Origin of the sequence: Streptomyces sp. NPDC004126, from assembly GCF_050275515.1 — a bacterium.
Lineage (GTDB): Bacteria > Actinomycetota > Actinomycetes > Streptomycetales > Streptomycetaceae > Streptomyces.
Window position 1 is genome coordinate 1 of sequence record NZ_JBNNPF010000092.1, and the last position, 18,681, is coordinate 18,681.

General features: G+C 72.9%; 13 protein-coding genes. 4 read left to right on the forward strand and 9 right to left on the reverse strand.

What is annotated here, in order from left to right; all coding sequences use genetic code 11:
* Window positions 1-131: 131 nt before the first annotated feature.
* The 4 genes from ACQKM2_RS39295 to ACQKM2_RS39310 all read right to left on the reverse strand — a co-directional run bounded on the left by ACQKM2_RS39295 (window position 132) and on the right by ACQKM2_RS39310 (window position 6,017).
* Window positions 132-2,564 carry a [protein-PII] uridylyltransferase gene (locus tag ACQKM2_RS39295; protein ID WP_427718644.1) on the reverse strand — a complete coding sequence of 811 codons (2,433 nt, stop codon included), beginning with the start codon at window positions 2,562-2,564 and terminating at the stop codon, window positions 132-134.
* A 17-nt stretch (window positions 2,565-2,581) separates the two neighbouring features.
* Entirely contained in the window at window positions 2,582-2,920 is a 339-nt protein-coding gene (locus ACQKM2_RS39300; protein ID WP_361610247.1) for a P-II family nitrogen regulator, read from the reverse strand.
* Entirely contained in the window at window positions 2,917-4,260 is a 1,344-nt protein-coding gene (locus tag ACQKM2_RS39305) for an ammonium transporter (protein WP_427718646.1), read from the reverse strand. Before ACQKM2_RS39305 ends, ACQKM2_RS39300 begins: the two co-directional genes overlap by 4 nt.
* A 263-nt stretch (window positions 4,261-4,523) precedes the next feature.
* Window positions 4,524-6,017, reverse strand: a complete 1,494-nt coding sequence (locus ACQKM2_RS39310; RefSeq protein ID WP_427718648.1) for a hypothetical protein — start codon at window positions 6,015-6,017, stop codon at window positions 4,524-4,526.
* A gap of 408 nt (window positions 6,018-6,425) precedes the next feature.
* Between ACQKM2_RS39310 and ACQKM2_RS39315 the strand changes: the two genes are divergently transcribed.
* A complete protein-coding gene (locus tag ACQKM2_RS39315; RefSeq protein WP_427718651.1) occupies window positions 6,426-7,094 on the forward strand; it encodes a bifunctional DNA primase/polymerase in 669 nt (222 codons plus the stop codon).
* An 87-nt stretch (window positions 7,095-7,181) separates the two neighbouring features.
* Here the strand turns inward: ACQKM2_RS39315 and ftsY are convergent, their stop codons facing one another.
* The gene (gene ftsY / locus ACQKM2_RS39320; protein WP_427718654.1) at window positions 7,182-8,396 is read right to left on the reverse strand and encodes a signal recognition particle-docking protein FtsY; all 1,215 of its coding nucleotides are present in this window, start codon (window positions 8,394-8,396) and stop codon (window positions 7,182-7,184) included.
* Between the two features lie 143 nt (window positions 8,397-8,539).
* Here ftsY and ACQKM2_RS39325 point away from each other — a divergent pair, with 143 nt between their 5' ends.
* Together ACQKM2_RS39325 and ACQKM2_RS39330 are read left to right on the forward strand one after the other, a co-directional pair.
* The gene (locus tag ACQKM2_RS39325) at window positions 8,540-10,060 is read left to right on the forward strand and encodes a cytosine permease (RefSeq protein ID WP_427718657.1); all 1,521 of its coding nucleotides are present in this window, start codon (window positions 8,540-8,542) and stop codon (window positions 10,058-10,060) included.
* Between the two features lie 62 nt (window positions 10,061-10,122).
* Window positions 10,123-11,109, forward strand: coding sequence for an LLM class flavin-dependent oxidoreductase (locus ACQKM2_RS39330; protein ID WP_427718659.1), 987 nt, complete (start codon window positions 10,123-10,125; stop codon window positions 11,107-11,109).
* A 44-nt stretch (window positions 11,110-11,153) separates the two neighbouring features.
* On the opposite strand, the gene ACQKM2_RS39335 is transcribed toward ACQKM2_RS39330, so the two are convergent.
* The 4 genes from ACQKM2_RS39335 to ACQKM2_RS39350 all read right to left on the reverse strand — a co-directional run bounded on the left by ACQKM2_RS39335 (window position 11,154) and on the right by ACQKM2_RS39350 (window position 17,559).
* Window positions 11,154-12,590 carry a sugar porter family MFS transporter gene (locus ACQKM2_RS39335; protein ID WP_427718661.1) on the reverse strand — a complete coding sequence of 479 codons (1,437 nt, stop codon included), beginning with the start codon at window positions 12,588-12,590 and terminating at the stop codon, window positions 11,154-11,156.
* Between the two features lie 182 nt (window positions 12,591-12,772).
* Window positions 12,773-16,531 carry an AAA family ATPase gene (locus ACQKM2_RS39340; protein ID WP_427718663.1) on the reverse strand — a complete coding sequence of 1,253 codons (3,759 nt, stop codon included), beginning with the start codon at window positions 16,529-16,531 and terminating at the stop codon, window positions 12,773-12,775.
* A gap of 181 nt (window positions 16,532-16,712) precedes the next feature.
* Window positions 16,713-16,928 (reverse strand): hypothetical protein, encoded by a 216-nt coding sequence (locus tag ACQKM2_RS39345; RefSeq protein WP_362457577.1) that lies wholly within the window; start codon window positions 16,926-16,928, stop codon window positions 16,713-16,715.
* A gap of 349 nt (window positions 16,929-17,277) precedes the next feature.
* Entirely contained in the window at window positions 17,278-17,559 is a 282-nt protein-coding gene (locus tag ACQKM2_RS39350) for an acylphosphatase (protein WP_385771721.1), read from the reverse strand.
* A 133-nt stretch (window positions 17,560-17,692) separates the two neighbouring features.
* Here ACQKM2_RS39350 and ACQKM2_RS39355 point away from each other — a divergent pair, with 133 nt between their 5' ends.
* Window positions 17,693-18,553, forward strand: coding sequence for a CAP domain-containing protein (locus ACQKM2_RS39355; RefSeq protein WP_427718666.1), 861 nt, complete (start codon window positions 17,693-17,695; stop codon window positions 18,551-18,553).
* Window positions 18,554-18,681 lie beyond the last annotated feature (128 nt).

The following is an 18,681-nucleotide window of genomic DNA, read 5'->3' on the forward strand; positions in this document are numbered from 1 at the left end:
CGGCGAAACATAACGCCCCGCCGGCGTTTGAGGCGCGGGGGTCCGGGGGCGGAGCCCCCGCAAGGGGTCCGGGCGCAGCCCGGGGAACGGGCGAAGGGCGGGGCGGGGAGCTCGGCCCCGCGCAGCGGCGGCTAGGTCAGGGCGGCCTGGACCTGGGAGGCCACGGCGGCGGCCGCTGCCGGCGGGAGGGGTTTGCCGTCCGGGTCGACGACGTAGACGGTGTCGACCGCGTTCGCCCCCAGGGTGGACACGTGCGCGCTGCGGACGCGGACCCCCGCCGAGTCCAGCGCCCGCCCGATCCGGTGCAGCAGCCCCACGGCGTCGGGGGCCCGGACCTCCAGGACCGTGGCCAGCGGCGAGACCTCCGGGACCACCGTGACCCGGGGCGGCGGCGGGACCACGCCCCGCCTGCGCGGGTACGCGGCCTCGCGCCCGGCCAGCTTCGCCGGGACGTCCAGGGTGCCGTCCAGCGCCCGCACCAGATCCGTCCGCAGCCGGGCCGCCTGCGGCAGCGCCCCGAACTCCGCGGCCACCCGCCAGCGGAGCACCAGCACCTCGCCCAGGTGGTCCGGCAGCTCCAGGAACCGCAGGTCCGCCGCCCGCACCGTCAGCCGGTGCAGGGCCAGCACCCCGGACACCGCCGGCAGCACCCCGGGCTGGTCGGGAACGGCCACGACCAGCTCGACGCCGACGGCCTCGTCCTCCTCCTGCCGCGCGTGCAGCGTGAGCACCGGCTCCCCCGTGCGCAGCGCCTCCAGCGCCAGCCGCTCCTGCTCCGCGGTGGGGAGGTCCGGCTCGGGGTCGGCCGGCGGGGCCCCGCTCAGCACGGCGGCGACCCGCCGCACCAGGTCGGCCACCAGGGAGCCCCGCCAGGTGCTCCAGGCGGCGGGCCCGGTCGCGAGGGCGTCGGCCTCGGTGAGGGCGTGCAGGATCTCCAGGGTGCGGGTCGACCCCACGGCCCGGGCCACCGCGGTGACGGTCGCCGGGTCGTCGAGGTCCCGCCGGGTCGCGGTGTCCACCAGCAGCAGGTGGTGGCGTACGAGGGTGCCCAGCACGGCGGTGTCCTCGGCGTCGAAGCCCACCCGCACGGCCATGTCCCGGGCGATGGTCTCGCCGACGACGGAGTGGTCGCCGGGCCAGCCCTTGCCGATGTCGTGCAGCAGGGCCGCCATCAGCAGCAGGTCGGGGCGCCCCACCCGGCGGGTCAGGGCGGAGGCCCGTACGGCCGTCTCGATGAGGTGCCGGTCCACCGTCCAGGTGTGCACGGGGTTGTGCTGGGGGCGGCAGCGCACCCGTTCCCAGTCGGGCAGCAGCCGGGTGATCAGCCCCTCGGCCTCCAGCGCCTCCCACACCCCCACCGTCGGCTCGCCCGCGCCCAGCAGGGTCAGCAGCTGCTCCCGGGCCTCCGCCGGCCACGGCACGGGCAGCGGCCGGGCCTGCGCGGCGAGGCGGCGTACGGCGTGCAGCGAGACGGGCAGGCCGGCCTGTGCGGCGGCGGCGCCGAAGCGCAGGGGCAGTACGGGGTCCCGGTCGGGCCGGGCGGCCAGCGCGAGCACCGCCTCCCCGTCGGACTCCACGACCCCTTCGGCCAGCGGTGCCCGCTCGGGGGCCGTCGCGCCCCGGGTCCCGAGGAGTCCGCGCAGCCTCGGCCAAGCGGCCCGGGCGCGCAGCACCCGCCCGACCTCCCGCCAGGTGACGTCGCCGGCGTAGGCGACGACCCGCGCGGCCTCGTACACCTCGCGCAGCAGCGCGTCGGCGTCGAGGAGTCCCAGCCGGGCGGCGACCTGGGGTTGCTCCTGGAGCGAGAGCCGGTCGGTGGCCCGGCCGGTGACCAGGTGCAGCGCGTCGCGGGCGTCCAGCAGCCGCCGCCGGGCGTCGGCGAGCCCCTCGCGCGGGGCGTCGGCGAGCCAGGAGGCGGCGACGGCCCGCAGGACGGTGGCGTCGCGGAGCCCGCCGCGGGCCTCCTTGAGGTCGGGTTCCAGCAGGAAGCGCAGCTCCCCGGCGCGCTCGGCCCGCTCGCGGCACAGGGCGTGCAGCTGCGGGAGGCGTCGGGCGGCCTGGTTGCGCCAGTCGGCGAGCACCGAGGTGCGCAGCCCGGCGAGGAGTCCGGCGTCGCCGGAGACGAGCCGGGCGTCGAGCAGCCCGAGGTGGGCCTTGAGGTCCTCGGCGGCGGTCTTGCGGGCCTCGGCGGGGGTGCGTACGGAGTGGTCCAGGGCCAGGCCGAGGTCCCACACGGGGTACCAGAGGCGGTCGGCGAGCGCCTTCAGCTCGGCGGGCCGGGCCTTGCCGTCGTGCAGGAGCAGCAGGTCGAGGTCGCTGCGCGGGGAGAGGTCGGCGCGTCCGTAGCCGCCGACGGCGACGAGGGCGGCGCCCCGTACGCCGCTCTCCCGCGCCGCCCGCGCGAACTGTGCGTTCAGCCACTGGTCGGTCAGCCCGGACAGGGCGGAACGCCGGGCGGGCCCGGACCGCGACTCCTCCTGGAGGAGTCGCAGCCGGGCCTCGGCGTAGCCGCCGGGTCCGGAGCCGGCCGGGTCGTCCTGCATGGTCTCTTCGGCGCTCGTCACCCTGCGGCTCCCGTCGTCTAGAGCGCGTCGGCGCCGCGCTCGCCGGTGCGGACCCGGACGACCGAGTCCACGGGGACGCTCCACACCTTGCCGTCGCCGATCTTCTCGGTCCGGGCGGCGCTGACGATGACGGAGATGAGCTCTTCGGCCTCCTCGTCCTCGACGAGCACCTCGATGCGGATCTTGGGTACGAGGTCCACGGTGTACTCGGCGCCGCGGTAGACCTCGGTGTGGCCGCGCTGGCGTCCGTATCCGCTGGCCTCGGAGACGGTGAGGCCCTGGACCCCGAAGGCGTGGAGGGCTTCCTTGATCTCGTCCAGCTTGTAGGGCTTGACGATGGCGGTGATCAGCTTCATGCGTCGACCTTCTTGCTCGCGGCGGCGGGGGCGGGTGCGGCGGTGGTACGGGAGGAGATCCCGCCGCCGGCGCCGCTGAAGTCGTAGGCGGTCTCGGCGTGCTCGACCTGGTCGATGCCGGAGACCTCGACGTCCTCCGAGACCCGCATCCCGATGGTCTTGTCGAGGAGGAAGGCCATGATCGCCGATACGACGAGGGAGTAGGCGAGGACGGAGAAGACCCCGACGGCCTGCTTGCCGAGCTGTTCGAGGCCGCCGCCGTAGAAGAGGCCCTTGGCCTCGGACTGGACGCCGCCGGTGGCGAAGAAGCCGACGAGCAGGGAGCCGGCGATGCCGCCGACGAGGTGGACGCCGACCACGTCGAGGGAGTCGTCGTAGCCGAACCTGTACTTCAGGCCGACGGCCATGGCGCACAGCACACCGGCGATGGCGCCGACGGCGATCGCGCCGAGCGGGCTGACGGAGCCGCCGGCGGGGGTGATGGCGACGAGGCCGGCGACGGCGCCGGAGGCGGCTCCGAGGGTGGTGAAGGAGCCGTGGCGCAGCTTCTCGTAGCCGAGCCAGGCGAGCATGGCGGCGGCGGTGGCGACCTGGGTGTTGACGAACATGACGGCGCCGATGCCGTCGTCGTTGCCGAGCCAGGAGCCGGCGTTGAAGCCGAACCAGCCGAACCACAGCAGGCCCGCGCCGAGCATGACCAGGGGGAGGCTGTGCGGGCGCATCGGGTCCTTCTTGAAGCCGACGCGCTTGCCGATGACCAGGATGACGCCGAGGGCGGCGGCGCCCGCGTTGATGTGGACGGCGGTGCCGCCGGCGAAGTCGATGACGCCGAGCTCGAAGAGCCAGCCGCCGGCGCCCCAGACCCAGTGGGCGACGGGGAAGTAGACGACGGTGACCCAGAGGGCGGTGAAGAGCACCCAGGCGCTGAACTTGACGCGGTCGGCGAGGGCGCCGCTGATCAGGGCGGGGGTGATGACGGCGAACATCAGCTGGAAGACGGCGAAGACGTAGACGGGGATGGTGTAGCCGTCCCACAGCTCGGTGAGGCCGATGCCGCTGAGGCCGACGTAGTCGGAGTTCCAGCCGATGACCGAGCCGGAGTCGGTGCCGAAGGCGAGGCTGAAGCCGTAGAGGACCCAGAGGATCGTGACGATCCCGAGGCTGATGAAGCTCATCATCAGCATGTTGAGGCTGCTCTTGACGCGGACCATGCCTCCGTAGAAGAAGGCGAGTCCCGGGGTCATCAGCATGACCAGGGCGGAGCAGATGAGCATGAACCCGGTGTTCGCGGCAGACAGGGTCGGGGCGTCTGCTGCGAGGGTCGTGATGGCTGATGCCATCGGCGTCTCCTCGTCGTCGGTACGTTCGCGTGCGGGCGATCGTGGGAAACCTGAGCGGCGGCGTAAGGTCTGGCCGGTTATTGGCCCTGAGATTCGCGCAGGACGGTTTCCGGCGGCGCCGCTGGGTGTTTCGCTCCGATGACGAAGAGGTCGGGCGTGTTACGCCTCCATGAACCGGTGAGGTACGGGTCCGGTCCGGGTCACGTGAGGGTCAGGTGGGGGTCGGGCGCACGTCAGGCGCGCGTCCGGGGCCTCGGGGCGGCTCAGACGGCCTCGGCGGCCTCGGGCAGCCGGGAGGCGAGGAGGTCGGTCAGCCGGACCACCTCGGCCACGTCCCCGTATTCACGGGCGGCGGTGTCGACGGTCTTGCGGAGCCGGGTGTTCACCCTTTCGGACCGTACTTTTCTCGCCACGTCGAGGGCCTGGTCGACGAGGACGGTGGCCTGTTCCGGCTCGCGCTGGAGCAGGTGGACGGTGGCCATGCCGATGAGGTTCAGGGCGTACGAGCGCTGGTGTTCGCCGTCCTTGGCGAAGAGCTCCACGGCCCGTTCCATGACGGGTTCGGCGAGGGAGGCGTAGGTGGGGCTGCGGCCTGCGACGTAGGCGAGGTCGCGGTAGGAGTGGGAGTTCTCGCCGTTGAGCTCGGCCTCGGAGAAGAAGCGGATCCAGTCGGGTTCGGGTTCGGAGTCGAAGCCGACGTCGGAGAAGGTGTCCTCGGCCATCCGCACGGCCCGCTTGCAGCGGCTGGGCTGGCCCATGTTGGCGTAGGCCCGGGCCTCCATCGCGTACAGCATGGCCTGGGTGCGCGGTCCGGCGCAGTCGCGGCTGCCGTACTGGGCGAGGTGGATGAGCTCCAGGGCGTCCTCGGGACGGCCCAGGTGGATCATCTGGCGGCTCATGCCGGACAGGATGTAGGAGCCCAGCGGCTTGTCGCCGGCTTCCTTCGCGGCGTGCAGCGCGAGGACGAAGTACTTCTGCGCGGTGGGGTGCAGGCCGATGTCGTAGCTCATCCATCCGGCGAGTTCGGCGAGTTCGGCGGCGACCTTGAACAGCCGCTTCATGACCGGGGCCGGGTGGCTCTCCTGGAGCAGGTCGGTGACCTCGTGGAGCTGTCCGACGACGGCCTTGCGGCGCAGTCCGCCGCCGCACTGCGCGTCCCACTGGCGGAACATCACGGTGGTGGCTTCGAGGAGGTCGAGTTCCGGCTCGGACAGCCGGGGCGGCCGGTGTCCGCCGAGCGCGCCCGACGGGCCGGTGTCGGGTCGGGGGCCGAGGTCGGCGGCCGGGGAGGGGACGAGCCAGCGCTGCATGGGCTCGATGAGGGCGGGGCCGGCGGAGAGGGCGAGGGAGGTCCCGAGGAAGCCGCGGCGGGCGAGCATCAGGTCGCTGCGGGAGAACTCGCTGAGCAGTTCCACGGTCTGCGGGCCGGCCCAGGGCAGGTCGACGCCGGAGACGGAGGGGGTCTGGTGGGCGGTGCGCAGGCCGAGCTGTTCGATGGCGACGACGGAGCCGAAGCGTTCGGAGAAGAGTTCCGAGAGGATCCGCGGGACGGGTTCGCGGGGCTGTTCGCCGTCGAGCCAGCGGCGCACGCGGGAGGTGTCGGTGCTGATGTGGTGGGCGCCCATCTGGCGCGCGCGGCGGTTGACCTGGCGGGCGAGTTCGCCCTTGGACCAGCCGCTGCGGACGAACCACGAGGTCAGCTGTTCGTTCCGGACAGCGGATTCGCCACTCGTTCCGCTTGCGCCGCTGCCGCTCACTGGAACGCCCCCATCCGCATCGCCTCTTCACACGGAACCCTGGCCGGGGCGGCCGACTCCGCCAGGGACCTTCACAGGTCCTCCACCGATTGCCTCCGGCATACCCACGGTTGGGGTCCGCCGTCCAGGTTCGTGCACCGAAAGTAATCCTACGATCACCCCGTCGGCGAGGTCGATTCCAGAAACGCCACCATTCGCCACCCCTTCGAATGAACTCGCCACCGGCCAGGCGCGATTCACTTGACACCAAGGCGAAACGGCAGTGGTTGGACGGGAGTGCGCTCGGGGCGCGCGCGGCGAGGAGTGCGCCGGGCGGCTCCGGTGGGCGGCGCGCTCCGCCCGGCCTCCGACAGGTCTCGCCGACGTCGTAACCACCGGCGCGTCCGACCCGTTGGAGGGGGCATGGGCATGGGCTTCACGATCGGCGGCAGCCGAGGCACCAAGGAGTTCCGTTCCGGCGTCCGGCGCCGCGGACGGACCTCGGAGTGCACGACGGTGGCGGAGTACACCGGGCTCTGGGGCTGGGACGCGGTCCCCGGGGCCCGCGCCGCGGGTCCGGGCCGCGACTGCTCCTGCGGTCATACGAACTGCGGCGCGCCGGGGGCGCACCCGCTGGACTTCGCTCCGACCGTCCCGGGGGGCGCCACCCTGGACGAGGTCTCCGAGATCTGGGGCGAGTACCCGGGCGCGGCGGTGCTGCTGCCCGTCGGCCGCTCCTTCGACGTCATCGAGGTGTCCGCCGAGGCCGGCCGGCGCGCCCTGGTCCGGCTGGAGCGGATGGGCCTGCCGCTGGGGCCCGTGACGGCCACCCCGGACGGCCGGGCGCAGTTCTTCGTGGCCCCGGGCGCGGCCGACGAGCTGCCCGAGCTGCTGTACCGGATGGGCTGGGACGACGCCGACCTGGACCTGCGCGCCCTGGGCCGCGGCGCCTTCCTGACCGCCCCGCCCTGCGACCACGCGGGCCTGGGCCCGGCCACCTGGCTGCGCGGGCCCGCGCTGGACAGTGCGGGCGGCCCCCCGCAGGCCCGGCTGCTGCTCGGCACCCTGGCCTACACCTGTCACCGCTTCCGCCGCTGACGGCCCCCGCCCACGGCAGTGCCCCCGGGTCCTGGACGGACACGGGGGCACTGGTCTGCGTCAGTCCTCCGGCGAGGCGCGGGTGCCTCAGTCGCCGATGAGGGCGTCCACGAACGCCTCGGGCTCGAAGGGGGCCAGGTCGTCCGGGCCCTCGCCGAGGCCGACGAGCTTGACCGGGACGCCCAGCTCGCGCTGGACGGCGACGACGATGCCGCCCTTGGCGGTGCCGTCGAGCTTGGTGAGCACGATGCCGGTGATGTCCACGACCTCGGCGAACACGCGCGCCTGGGTCAGGCCGTTCTGGCCGGTGGTGGCGTCCAGGACCAGCAGCACCTCGTCCAGCGGGCCGTGCTTCTCCACGACGCGCTTGACCTTGCCGAGCTCGTCCATGAGGCCGGTCTTGGTGTGCAGCCGGCCCGCGGTGTCGATGAGCACCACGTCGGCGCCCTCGGCGATGCCCTCCTTGACCGCGTCGTAGGCGATGGAGGCCGGGTCGCCGCCCTCGGGGCCGCGGACGGTACGGGCGCCCACGCGCTCGCCCCAGGTCTGGAGCTGGTCGGCGGCGGCGGCGCGGAAGGTGTCGGCGGCGCCGAGCACCACGCTGCGGCCGTCGGCGACGAGCACCCGGGCGAGCTTGCCGGTGGTGGTGGTCTTGCCGGTGCCGTTGACGCCGACGACCATCACGACGCCCGGGGTGTCGGTGCCGCTCTCGGTCTTCACGGCGCGGTCGAAGTCGGTGCCGACCAGGGTCAGCAGCTCCTCCTTCAGCAGGGTGCGCAGCTCGGCGGGGGTGCGGGTGCCGAGCACCTTGACCCGCTCGCGGAGCCGGTCGACCAGTTCCTGCGTCGGCGCGACGCCGACGTCGGCGATGAGGAGGGTCTCCTCGATCTCCTCCCAGGTGTCCTCGTCGAGGTGCTCGCGCGAGAGCAGCGTGAGCAGCCCCTTGCCGAGCGAGTTCTGCGAACGGGCGAGCCGCGCGCGCAGCCGGACCAGGCGGCCGGCGGTGGGCTCGGGCACCTCGATCTCGGGCGCGGCCGGGGCCTCGGGCTCGGCGACGGGCGCCTCGGGGGCCGCGGCCTCCGCCTCGGGGAGCACGACCTCCTCGATGGTCCGGCGCGGCTCTTCGACCGTCGGGGCGGAGTCCTCCCCCACCTGCGGTTCGGCGGGCGGGGCAGTGATGGTCGGCGTGCTCGGCGGCGCCGTGGGGGGCAGCTGCTTCTTCTTGCGGCTGCTGACCACGAGCCCGCTGATCGCGCCGACCGCGACCAGGGCGATGACTACAGCAAGGATGAGGATTTCCATAACCACCCCAGTATCGGCCACGGCGGCTCCGGAGCCCGGACCTCGGCACCCGTACCGGGCCCTAAGCCCCTATTTATGCAATTCGACGCAAATCTACGATGATGGACGACTTCCCGTCCTCGCACGCCCCACGGAGCAACCGCATGCCCGCCGAGCCCGCCACCGGCGCCATACCGGCCGAGACCGCAGCCGGAACCGCAGCAGGAACCGCAGCAGCAGCCACCGGCAAGAACGCCGCCGAGACCCGCGGGCTGGAGCCCGTACCGGACGCCGAGCGCACCGGCCGGGTCCGCGAGCTGGTCCCGACCTGGGTCGCCGCGAACATCAGCGTGCTGCTGCTCACCATGGGCGCCGGCCTGGTGATCTTCAACAAGCTCAACATCTGGCAGGTGCTGGTCGTCGCGCTCGCCGCGCCCGTCGTCTCGTACGGGATCGTCGGCCTGATCTCCATCGCCGGGAAGCGCGGCGGGGCGCCGGGCATGGCGCTCTCGCGGGCCGTGTTCGGCCAGCGCGGCAACCTCTTCCCCGGTGCCCTGATCTGGGTGGCGCGCTGGGGCTGGGAGACCATCAACGCGGTCAGCGGCGCCTACGCCGTGCTGACCGTCCTGGACCTGCTCTTCGGCGTGAAGAGCAACACCGCGCTCATCGTCGTGACCCTGCTCTTCTTCGTCGGCTGCACCTTCGTGGTCTCGGGGCTGGGCATCAACGCGCTGCGCGTCTGCTCGAAGTGGTCGACGTACCTCTTCGGCGGCTTCAGCGTGCTCGTCCTCGGCTACCTGCTCTTCACCACCGACTGGTCGGCCGTCTTCGGCAAGCCGGCCGGCTCCACGGCGATGATGGTCGCGGGCATCGGCACCATCGCGGCGGGCGGCATCAGCTGGGTGCCGTCCGGCCCGGACTTCACCCGCTACCTGCCGCGCACGGCCTCCGCCAAGGGGATGGTCGGCGCGACGATCGGCGGCGCGGGCGTGGTGGTCCTGCCGATGGTGCTGATGGGCGCGGTGATGGCCGTCGGCACGCCGGACCTGGCGAGCGCGCAGGACCCGGTCTCCTTCATCGGCGAGCTGCTGCCGACCTGGATCGCGGTGCCCTACCTGCTGATCGCCCTGATCGGGATGCTGCTGATCAACTCGATGTCGATGTACTCGGCCGGGTTCACCGCGCAGACCCTGGGCATCAAGGTGCCGCGCGCCTGGGCGGTCAGCGTCAACGCCGTCATCAGCCTGGTCTTCGGCTTCCTCCTGATGGTGGTGGCGACCAGCTTCTTCGGCTCGTTCATCTCCTTCCTGACCCTGCTGGCCGTGGCCTTCTCCGCGTGGATCGGCGTCTTCGGCGTGGACATGCTGCGCCGCCCCTCCTACGACGGTGCCGCGCTGCTGGACACGACGCCGGGCAGCGCCTACTGGTACCGGGGCGGTTTCGCCTGGCAGGCGATGACGGCCTGGGGCGCGGCCCTGGTCGCGGGGCTGCTGTTCACCAAGGTGGACTGGTTCAGCGGGCCGCTGGCCTCCACCTGGATCGGCGAGAACGGCCTCGGCTGGGTGACCGGCATCCTGGTCTCCGCCGCGCTGTACGCCGTACTGCCGCGGACCCCCGCCCCGGCGGCGCCGGCCGCGCGGGAGTCCGGTGCGGAGCGCGTCCCGGCCGGGACCCTGTCCAACTGACGCTGCGTCAGCTAACGTCCCCCTTCGCCCGACCGTCCGCATCCGGCGAAGGGGGACTTCCCATGCCCATCACCGTGGCCCGGTTCAACCTGATCGACCCCGACGGCACCCCCGCGACGCTGGCCGCCCGCTACCAGGCGGCGGTGGAGATGGCCCGGTACGCCGACGAGCACGGGATCGACACGATCCAGACCGAGGAGCACCACGGCACCGACAACAACTGGCTGCCCTCCCCCTTCGCGTTCGCCGGCGCCGTCCTCGGCGCCACCCGGCGGATCGCGGTCACCGTCTCGGCGATCATCGGCCCGCTGCACGACCCGCTGAAGGTGGCCGAGGACATCGCCGTACTGGACCTGATCGGCGGCGGGCGGCTGGTGACCGTGGCGGGCATCGGCTACCGGCCCGAGGAGTACGAGCAGCACGGGGTGGAGTGGGGGCGGCGCGGCCGGCTCCAGGACGAGCTGCTGGAGACCCTGCTGAAGGCCTGGACCGGGGAGCCCTTCGAGTTCCGCGGCCGCACCGTGAAGGTGACCCCGGTGCCCTTCACCCAGCCGCACCCGATGCTGCTGGTGGGCGGGAGTTCGAAGGCCGCGGCGCGGCGCGCGGCCCGGCTGGGGCTGCCGTTCTTCCCGAGCGCGCACCTGCCGGAGCTGGAGGCGTACTACGCGGAGCGGCTCGCGGAGTACGGCACCGAGGGCTTCTGCATGATGCCGGCGCGGGAGACCCCGCTGCTGCACGTCTCGGAGGACCCGGAGCGGGCGTGGGCGCTCTACGGGAGGCACTTCCTGCACGAGGCGGGCATGTACGCCTCCTGGCAGTCCAAGGACATCCGCTCGGCGGTGCGGTCCGGCGCCCGTACGGTCGAGGAGCTGCGGGCCGAGGGGGTCTACCGGATCCTCGACCCGCAGGAGGCGGTGGCGTACGCGCGCGGGGCGGGCGAGGCGGGCAACCTCGTCCTGCACCCGCTGTGCGGCGGGATGCCGCTGGAGGAGGGGTGGCGCAGCCTGCGGCTCCTGTGCGAACGGGTACTGCCCCGGCTCAAGGACTGAGCCGGGGCAGTACCGCGGAGGAGAGGGGTGGTGGCGGGGGTTGGTTACCCCATCTCCTCCAACGCCTTGCCCTTGGTCTCCGGCACCCACTTGAGGATGAACGGGATCGAGAGCAGGGCGAAGACGGTGTAGATGACGTACGCGCCGGACAGGTTCCAGTCCGACAGGGTCGGGAAGGTGACGGTGATGACCCAGTTGGCGACCCACTGGGCCGCGGCGGCGACGCCGAGCGCGGCGGCGCGGATCCGGTTGGGGAACATCTCGCCGAGCAGCACCCACACCACCACGCCCCAGGAGAGGGCGAAGAAGAGGACGAAGGCGTGCGCGGCGATCAGCGCGACGGTGCCCTGGGTGTCGGGCATCGAGATGTCGTCGCCGGTGCCGGTCTTGTACGAGAACGCCCAGGCGCAGAGGCCGAGGGAGACGGCCATGCCCACCGAGCCGATCAGGGCGAGCGGCTTGCGGCCGATCCGGTCCACGAAGATCATCGCGATCACCGTGCCGATGATGTTGATGATCGACGTGGTGAAGGAGTACAGGAACGAGCTGGTCGGGTCGATGCCGACGGACTGCCACAGCGAGGAGCTGTAGTAGAAGATCACGTTGATGCCGACGAGCTGCTGGAAGACCGAGAGGCCGATGCCGATCCAGACGATGGGCAGCAGGCCGAAGCGGCCGCCGAGCAGGTCCTTGAAGGTGGACTTGTGCTCGGAGCGCATGGCCGTCTCGATCTCGGCGACGCGGCTGTCCAGGTCGACCTTGCTCCCCTCGACCTCGGCCAGCACCTTGCGGGCCTCCTCGGTGCGCCCGGCGGAGATCAGGAAGCGGGGGGACTCGGGGATGACGAAGGACATCAGTCCGTAGAGCACGGCCGGGACGACCATCACGCCGAGCATCCACTGCCAGGCTTCGAGCCCGCCGATCTCCCCGCGCTGGTCGCCGTCGGCGAGGTTCAGGATGCCCCAGTTGACCAGCTGCGAGATGGCGATGCCGATGACGATGGCGGCCTGCTGGAAGGAGGCCAGCCGGCCGCGGTAGGCGGGCGGGGAGACCTCGGCGATGTAGGCGGGGCCGATGACGGAGGCCATGCCGATGCCGAAGCCGCCGATGACGCGCCACATGGCGAGGTCCCAGAGGGCGAACGGGAGGGCCGAGCCGATGGCGCTGGCCGTGAAGAGCACGGCGGCGATCTGCATGCAGCGGATGCGGCCGATCCGGTCGGCGATGCGGCCCGCGGTGGCGGCGCCGAGCGCGCAGCCGATCAGCGCGGCGGCGATCACCTGGGCGAGCGCGGCCGAACCGATGTCGAAGCGGTCGCGGATGGCGACGACGGCGCCGTTGATGACGGAGCTGTCGTAGCCGAAGAGGAATCCGCCCATGGCGGCGGCCGCGGTGATGAAGATGACGTGCCCGAGGTGCTCGGGCTGGGACGCCCGTCCACCGCCGCCGGGCGCCGGCGCCTGTGCAGTGCTGCTGGTCAAGGTGTGCTCCGTGGGGGGTTCTGTCCGTTCTCCTAGTGGCGCACAGGTCAAGATCGGGCACCACTGGAAGGCGGGAGGCAGCACAGAGCCTATGTGTTCATTTCCTGAAGTCAATAGGTGATGTGAAGGTCGGATTAAGTTCAGCGATGCGGCTTTGATTTCACTTCTTGAAGCTCTAGGGCTCAGCGGAGCCGCTGGCTGATGACCTTCGAGACCCCGTCGCCCTGCATCGAGACGCCGTAGAGGGCGTCCGCGACCTCCATCGTCCGCTTCTGGTGCGTGATGACGATCAGCTGCGAGCTCTCCTGGAGCTCCTCCATGATGCGGATCAGCCGCTGGAGGTTGGTGTCGTCGAGCGCCGCCTCGACCTCGTCCATCACGTAGAACGGGCTGGGCCGCGCCTTGAAGATGGAGACCAGCAGCGCCACGGCCGTCAGCGACCGCTCGCCGCCGGACAGCAGCGACAGCCGCTTGACCTTCTTGCCCGGCGGCCGGGCCTCGACGTCCACGCCGGTGGCCAGCATGTCGTCCGGGTCGGTGAGCACCAGACGGCCCTCGCCGCCGGGGAACAAGCGCGAGAACACCCCCTCGAACTCCCGCGCGGTGTCCCGGTAGGCCTCCGTGAAGACCTGCTCGACCCGCTGGTCGACCTCCTTCACCACTTGAAGGAGGTCGGCACGGGTCTTCCGCAGGTCGCCCAGCTGCTCGCTGAGGAACCGGTGGCGCTCCTCCAGCGCCGCGAACTCCTCCAGCGCCAGCGGGTTGACCTTGCCCAGCTGCTGGTAGGCCCGCTCGGCAGCCTTCAGCCGCTTCTCCTGCCGGGACCGGTCGAAGGGGCCCGGCCGGTTGCGGGGGTGCTCCGGGTCCTCCGGGAGCACCTCGCCCTCGGCCGGCGGGGACGGGGGCACCGGCTGGTCGGGCCCGTACTCCGCCACCAGGGCGGCGGGCTCCACGCCCAGCTCCTCCAGCGCCCGCGCCTCCAGCTGCTCGATGCGCAGCCGCTTCTCTGCGCCGAGCACCTCGCCCCGGTGCACGGAGTCGGTCAGCTTGTCGAGCTCGCCCTTGAGGTCGCGGCCCCGGCCGCGGGCCTCGCCGAGCTCCTGCTCGCGCAGCCCCTTGGCGTGCTCGGCGGCCGAACTCTCCAGCTCCGCCCGGCCGATCGACACCTCCAGGTGAGCCAGCAGCTGCCGGGCCCCGTCGGCGACGGCCCGGCCCACCTCGGCCTCGTACCGGCGGCGCTGCCGGCGCCGCTCCGCGCGGGCCCGGGCCTCGCGCTCGGCGCGGGCGCCCCGGTCGAGCGCCTCGGCCCGGCCGGCCAGGCCCTTGACCCGCTCCTCGTGCGTACGCAGCTGGAGGCGGGCCTCCATCTCGGTCTGCCGCGCGTTCGCCCCGTCGGCGGAGAGCCGGTCCCGGGCCGAGGTGTCGGGCTCATCCGCCAGCGGCAACTCCTCCGCGACCGCGAGCCGCTCCGCGCACTCCTCGACGTCGAGCCGCGCGCGTTCGAGGGCCTCCTGGGCGGTGGCCGCCGCCCGGGCGCTGCGCTCGGCCTCGCCCTGGGCGCCCTTCGCCTGCCCGGCGAGCCGGCCGAGCTGCTGGGCGGCCCCGGCGCGGGCCTTCTCCCCCGCCCGGCGCAGCTCCGCCAGCTCCTCGGCACGGGCCGCCGCGCCGTCGCGGCGCTGCCGGGCCGCCTCCTCGGCCCCGGCCAGCTCCCGGCACTCGCCGTCCAGCCGCTCCAGTTCCGCCGCCGCCTCGTCGACGGCGGCCTGCACCTCGATCAGGCTGGGCGCGCCCGCGGAGCCGCCGTGCGCGAGGTGGGCGCCGAGCACGTCCCCCTCGGCGGTGACCGCGACCAGGTCCGGCCGCGCGGCGACGACCGCCTCGGCCTCCTCCAGGCTCCCGACCACGACGTGCTCCCGCAGCACCCACGCCACGGCCCGCCGCACCTCGTCGTCCCCCCGCACGAGCGAAGCGGCCTCCAGGTACACACCCTCGACGGCCACCTCCGCCCCGCCGGGTGCGGCTTCCAGCGCCCCCGGCCGTTGAGGCGCGGGGTCCGGGACAGCACCCCGCACTTCCAGCCCCGCCGGCGATTGAGGCGCGGGGTCCGGGGCGGAGCCCCAGTTACGGGAAGGGGCGGGGTGGGGGCAGGCTTCCGGCCCCTGGGCCTGCCCGGGCAGGCCGGCCCCGCACGGGGCAACGGGGCCCTGCCCCGGGATCAGGGCGGGCGCGGAACCGGCGATCAGGAACGTGGCCCGCCCCGCATCGGCATCGCGCAGATGCCGGATGGCACCGGCGGCCGCCCCCGCCGAGGCGACGGCCACCGCATCCGCGGCGGAGCCCAGCGCGGCGGCCACGGCGACCTCGTACCCCGGCACCACGGACACCCGCTCCGCCGCAGGTCCCAGCACCCCCGCCAGCCGCTCCCGCACCGCGAGCAGCGCCCCGGTCCCGTCCTTGCGCCGCAGCCCCAGCGCGAGCGCCTCCCGCCGCGCCGACACCGCCGCGCGGGACCGCTCCGCCGCGCCCAGCGCCTCCCGGGCGGCGCCGAGCGCGGCCTTCGCCCCCGCCAGTTCGGCCTTCGCCGCCTCGTACTCCCCCTCCACCGAGGGGTCTTCGAGCCCGCCGACCTCCGCGGCCAGTTCCTCGTACTCCTCCCGGGCCGCCACCGCCCGGGCCTCCGCCTCGTCCCGGGCCGCCACGAGCCGTTCGATCTCCGCCTGTGCCGCGCCCGCCCGCGACCGGGCCGCCCCCAGCCGGCCGGTCAGCCGGGCCAGCTCCTCACGCCGGTCGGCGATGGCCCGCGCGGCGTCCCGCAGCCGCCGCTCCTCCTCCGCGAGGGCGCGCTCCAGCTCGGCCCGGTGCCCGGTGGTGTCCTCCAGGGCCCGCTCGGCGGCCTCCAGCGCCGCCGTCAGCTCGGCCTCCTGCTCCCGGATCCGCGCGGCCTCCCGTTCCAGGTCCTCGGGGTCGCGGCCGCGCCGTTCCTCCTCCACCGGCGCGGACGCGCTCCTGACCCGGGCCTCGGCCAGCGAGGCGGTGCCGCGCACCCGTTCGGCGAGCTGCGACAGCTCGTACCAGGTCTGCTGGGCCCGCTGGAGCCGCGGCGCGAGGCGGCGTACCGATTCCTCCAGCTCGGCCTCCCGGCGCAGCGCGTCGGCGAGGTCCCGTTCCGCGGCCTCCTTGCGCTCCTTGAGCGCGGCCTCGTCCGCGATCTCCGCGTCCAGCGCGCCCCGCAGCGCCACCAGGTCGTCGGCGAGCAGCCGCAGCTTCGCGTCGCGCAGGTCGGCCTGGATCACGGCGGCCCGGCGGGCCACCGCCGCCTGCCGGCCCAGGGGTTTGAGCTGGCGGCGGAGTTCGTCGGCCAGGTCCTGCACCCGCGCGAGGTTGGCCTGCATCGCGTCGAGCTTGCGCAGCGCCTTCTCCTTGCGCTTGCGGTGCTTCAGTACGCCCGCGGCCTCCTCGATGAAGGCGCGGCGGCCCGCCGGGTCGGCGTGCAGGACGGAGTCGAGCTGCCCCTGTCCGACGATGACGTGCATCTCGCGGCCGATGCCGGAGTCGGAGAGCAGTTCCTGGATGTCGAGGAGCCGACAGGTGTCACCGTTGATCTGGTATTCGCTGCTGCCGCCGCGGAACATGATCCGCGTGATGGTGACCTCGGCGTAGTCGATGGGCAGGGCGCCGTCGGAGTTGTCGATGGTGAGGGAGACCTCGGCCCGTCCCAGCGGCGGGCGTCCCGTGGTGCCCGCGAAGATGACGTCCTCCATCTTCCCGCCGCGCAGGGACTTGGCTCCCTGTTCCCCCATGACCCAGGAGAGCGCGTCCACCACGTTGGACTTGCCGGATCCGTTCGGGCCGACGACGCAGGTGATCCCCGGTTCGAAGCGCAGAGTGGTGGCGGAGGCGAAGGATTTGAAGCCACGCAGGGTCAGGGACTTGAGGTGCACGCCGCCGGACTCTACCTTTCACGTTCGGTTTCACCCATGAAGGTGCAGGGCACATCAGACGTTAAAGGAATCAGCCCCCCACCTGGCCCAACGCATGATGTGCGGGCGGAAAGAAAGAAGGGACGCCGAGGCGTCCCTTGCAGATCATTCGGGGCTGGAGTCGAACGACGGTGAGCGCGTATCAGGTGAGCGCAGGCTCCGCCTGGGGTACGTCGATCTCGATGCTGTCGAGCAGCGAGTCTCCGTGCTGAGCGGCGGCCGCGGTCAGGGCGTCGTTCTCGGACTGGATCCGTCCGAGCTCGGACTCGAGGTCCTGGACGCGCTGCTGAAGCCGTCGCATCTCGGCGAGGAGTCGCGGGTCGGAACCGCCGACGTAACCGAGAAGCGCCTTTGCCATGATGGATGGTCCTCCACACTGAGTGACCGACCGAAGCGGTGTGGGTCGTGAGGGAATCGCACCCGCGGATGTCCGGCAACGACAGTCAGTCACTGCGCTTACTGGTGCCACCACTGCCAAACAGCTCAGGTGCGCGGGGCTTCCAGCGTCTCACCAAAAAGTTTGACGGTCAACACGATCACGCCCCGTATCGGCGGGCGGCCCGGTCCGCGCAGGGGGCGGGGGGATCATCCTCGCCTCCGAGCCTTCCACGGATCCACCATCGCGGCAACGCGTCGGCGGCGAATGCGCAGATCCGACCGGGTGCGGACGTTCCGGGGGTCTGATCAGTCCATGATCAGTCGATTGATCACCGGATCTCGAAGCCGTCGTAGCCGCCGCGCGGTGTGCCCCAGATCTCTGTCACCCCGTCCACCCGTCCGGGCGTGTCGGCGGAGCGGAGCCACTCCAGCAGCCGGTGGCAATTCTCACGTTGACCTTCCGCCACGACCTGCACTCGGCCGTCGTCGAGGTTGAGCGCGAAGCCGGCCATTCCTCCGATCTCCAGGGCATTGGCCCTGGTGAACCAGCGGAAGCCCACTCCCTGTACACGGCCGCGCACCCAGGCGGTCATGCGCACGTCTTCATCCATGCAAGAACGCTAACCGGGCAAAGGGTTCCGGGACTCATCGCCCCCCTTGTCCCATTGGGCTACAGTCCCCCACCAATGACTCACCCTTTCGGGTGAGCAAACGTTGATCTTGCAAAGGGAAGGCACGGCACCCATGGGACGCCACCGACTCCACGCCGCACCTCGGCGCGGCGCCAAGCGCACCGCCGTGCGCACCGGGCTGCTCGGCGCGTCCGTGGCCGTGGCCCTCGGCACGGCGGCCGTGACGACCGGTTTCGTCCCGGTGGGCGGCGCCTTCCCGTACGTCGGCACGGGCGCCGGAGAGAAGACCGAGGCCCGGGCCGAGCCCTCCGCCACCGCCTCCCGCGAGCCGGTCGGGCAGCCGAACGGCCTGGCCAACCTGTCGGGCCGGGCCTCCGCCGCCGCCCCGCAGGCCGGCACCTCCTCCGCAGCGGCCTCCCCGTCGGCGTCACCCTCCCCGTCCGGGTCGCCCTCGGCGTCCCCGTCGCCCTCGGCCTCCACGAAGGCGCCGGAGAAGGCCCCCGAGAAGGCCCCCGAGACGAGCGCCGCGCCGAAGCCCGCCGCCCCCAAGCCGCCCGCGGCTCCCAAGCCCGCCGCCCCGACGGCCGACGGCGGGCAGTCCGCCGAGGAGGCCGAGGTGCTCGCACTCGTGAACCAGGAGCGCGCCCAGGCCGGGTGCGTGCCGGTCCGGGCGAACCCGCCGCTCGCGGCGCTGGCCGGCGCCTTCAGCAAGGACATGGCCGTACGGGGCTTCTTCGACCACACCGACCCGGACGGGAACTCGCCCTGGCAGCGGGCCCAGAACGCGGGCATCTCCGGCATGGGCGGCGAGAACATCGCGCGCGGCCAGGGCGACGCGAAGTCCGTGATGCAGGCCTGGATGAACAGCCCCGGCCACAAGGCGAACATCCTCAACTGCGAATTCCGCACCCTGGGCGTCGGCGTCCACTTCGGCTCCGGCGGCCCCTGGTGGACCCAGGACTTCGGCTTCTGACAGAACCGGACCCGGTGCGCGTACGCGGACGGGCGCGGGCGCCTTCGGTGCGGCCAGCGACATCAAGGACTGCTCGGGCATCGACCCGCTGTCCCCCGACTACAGCACCTGCCTCAACGAGGCGTCGG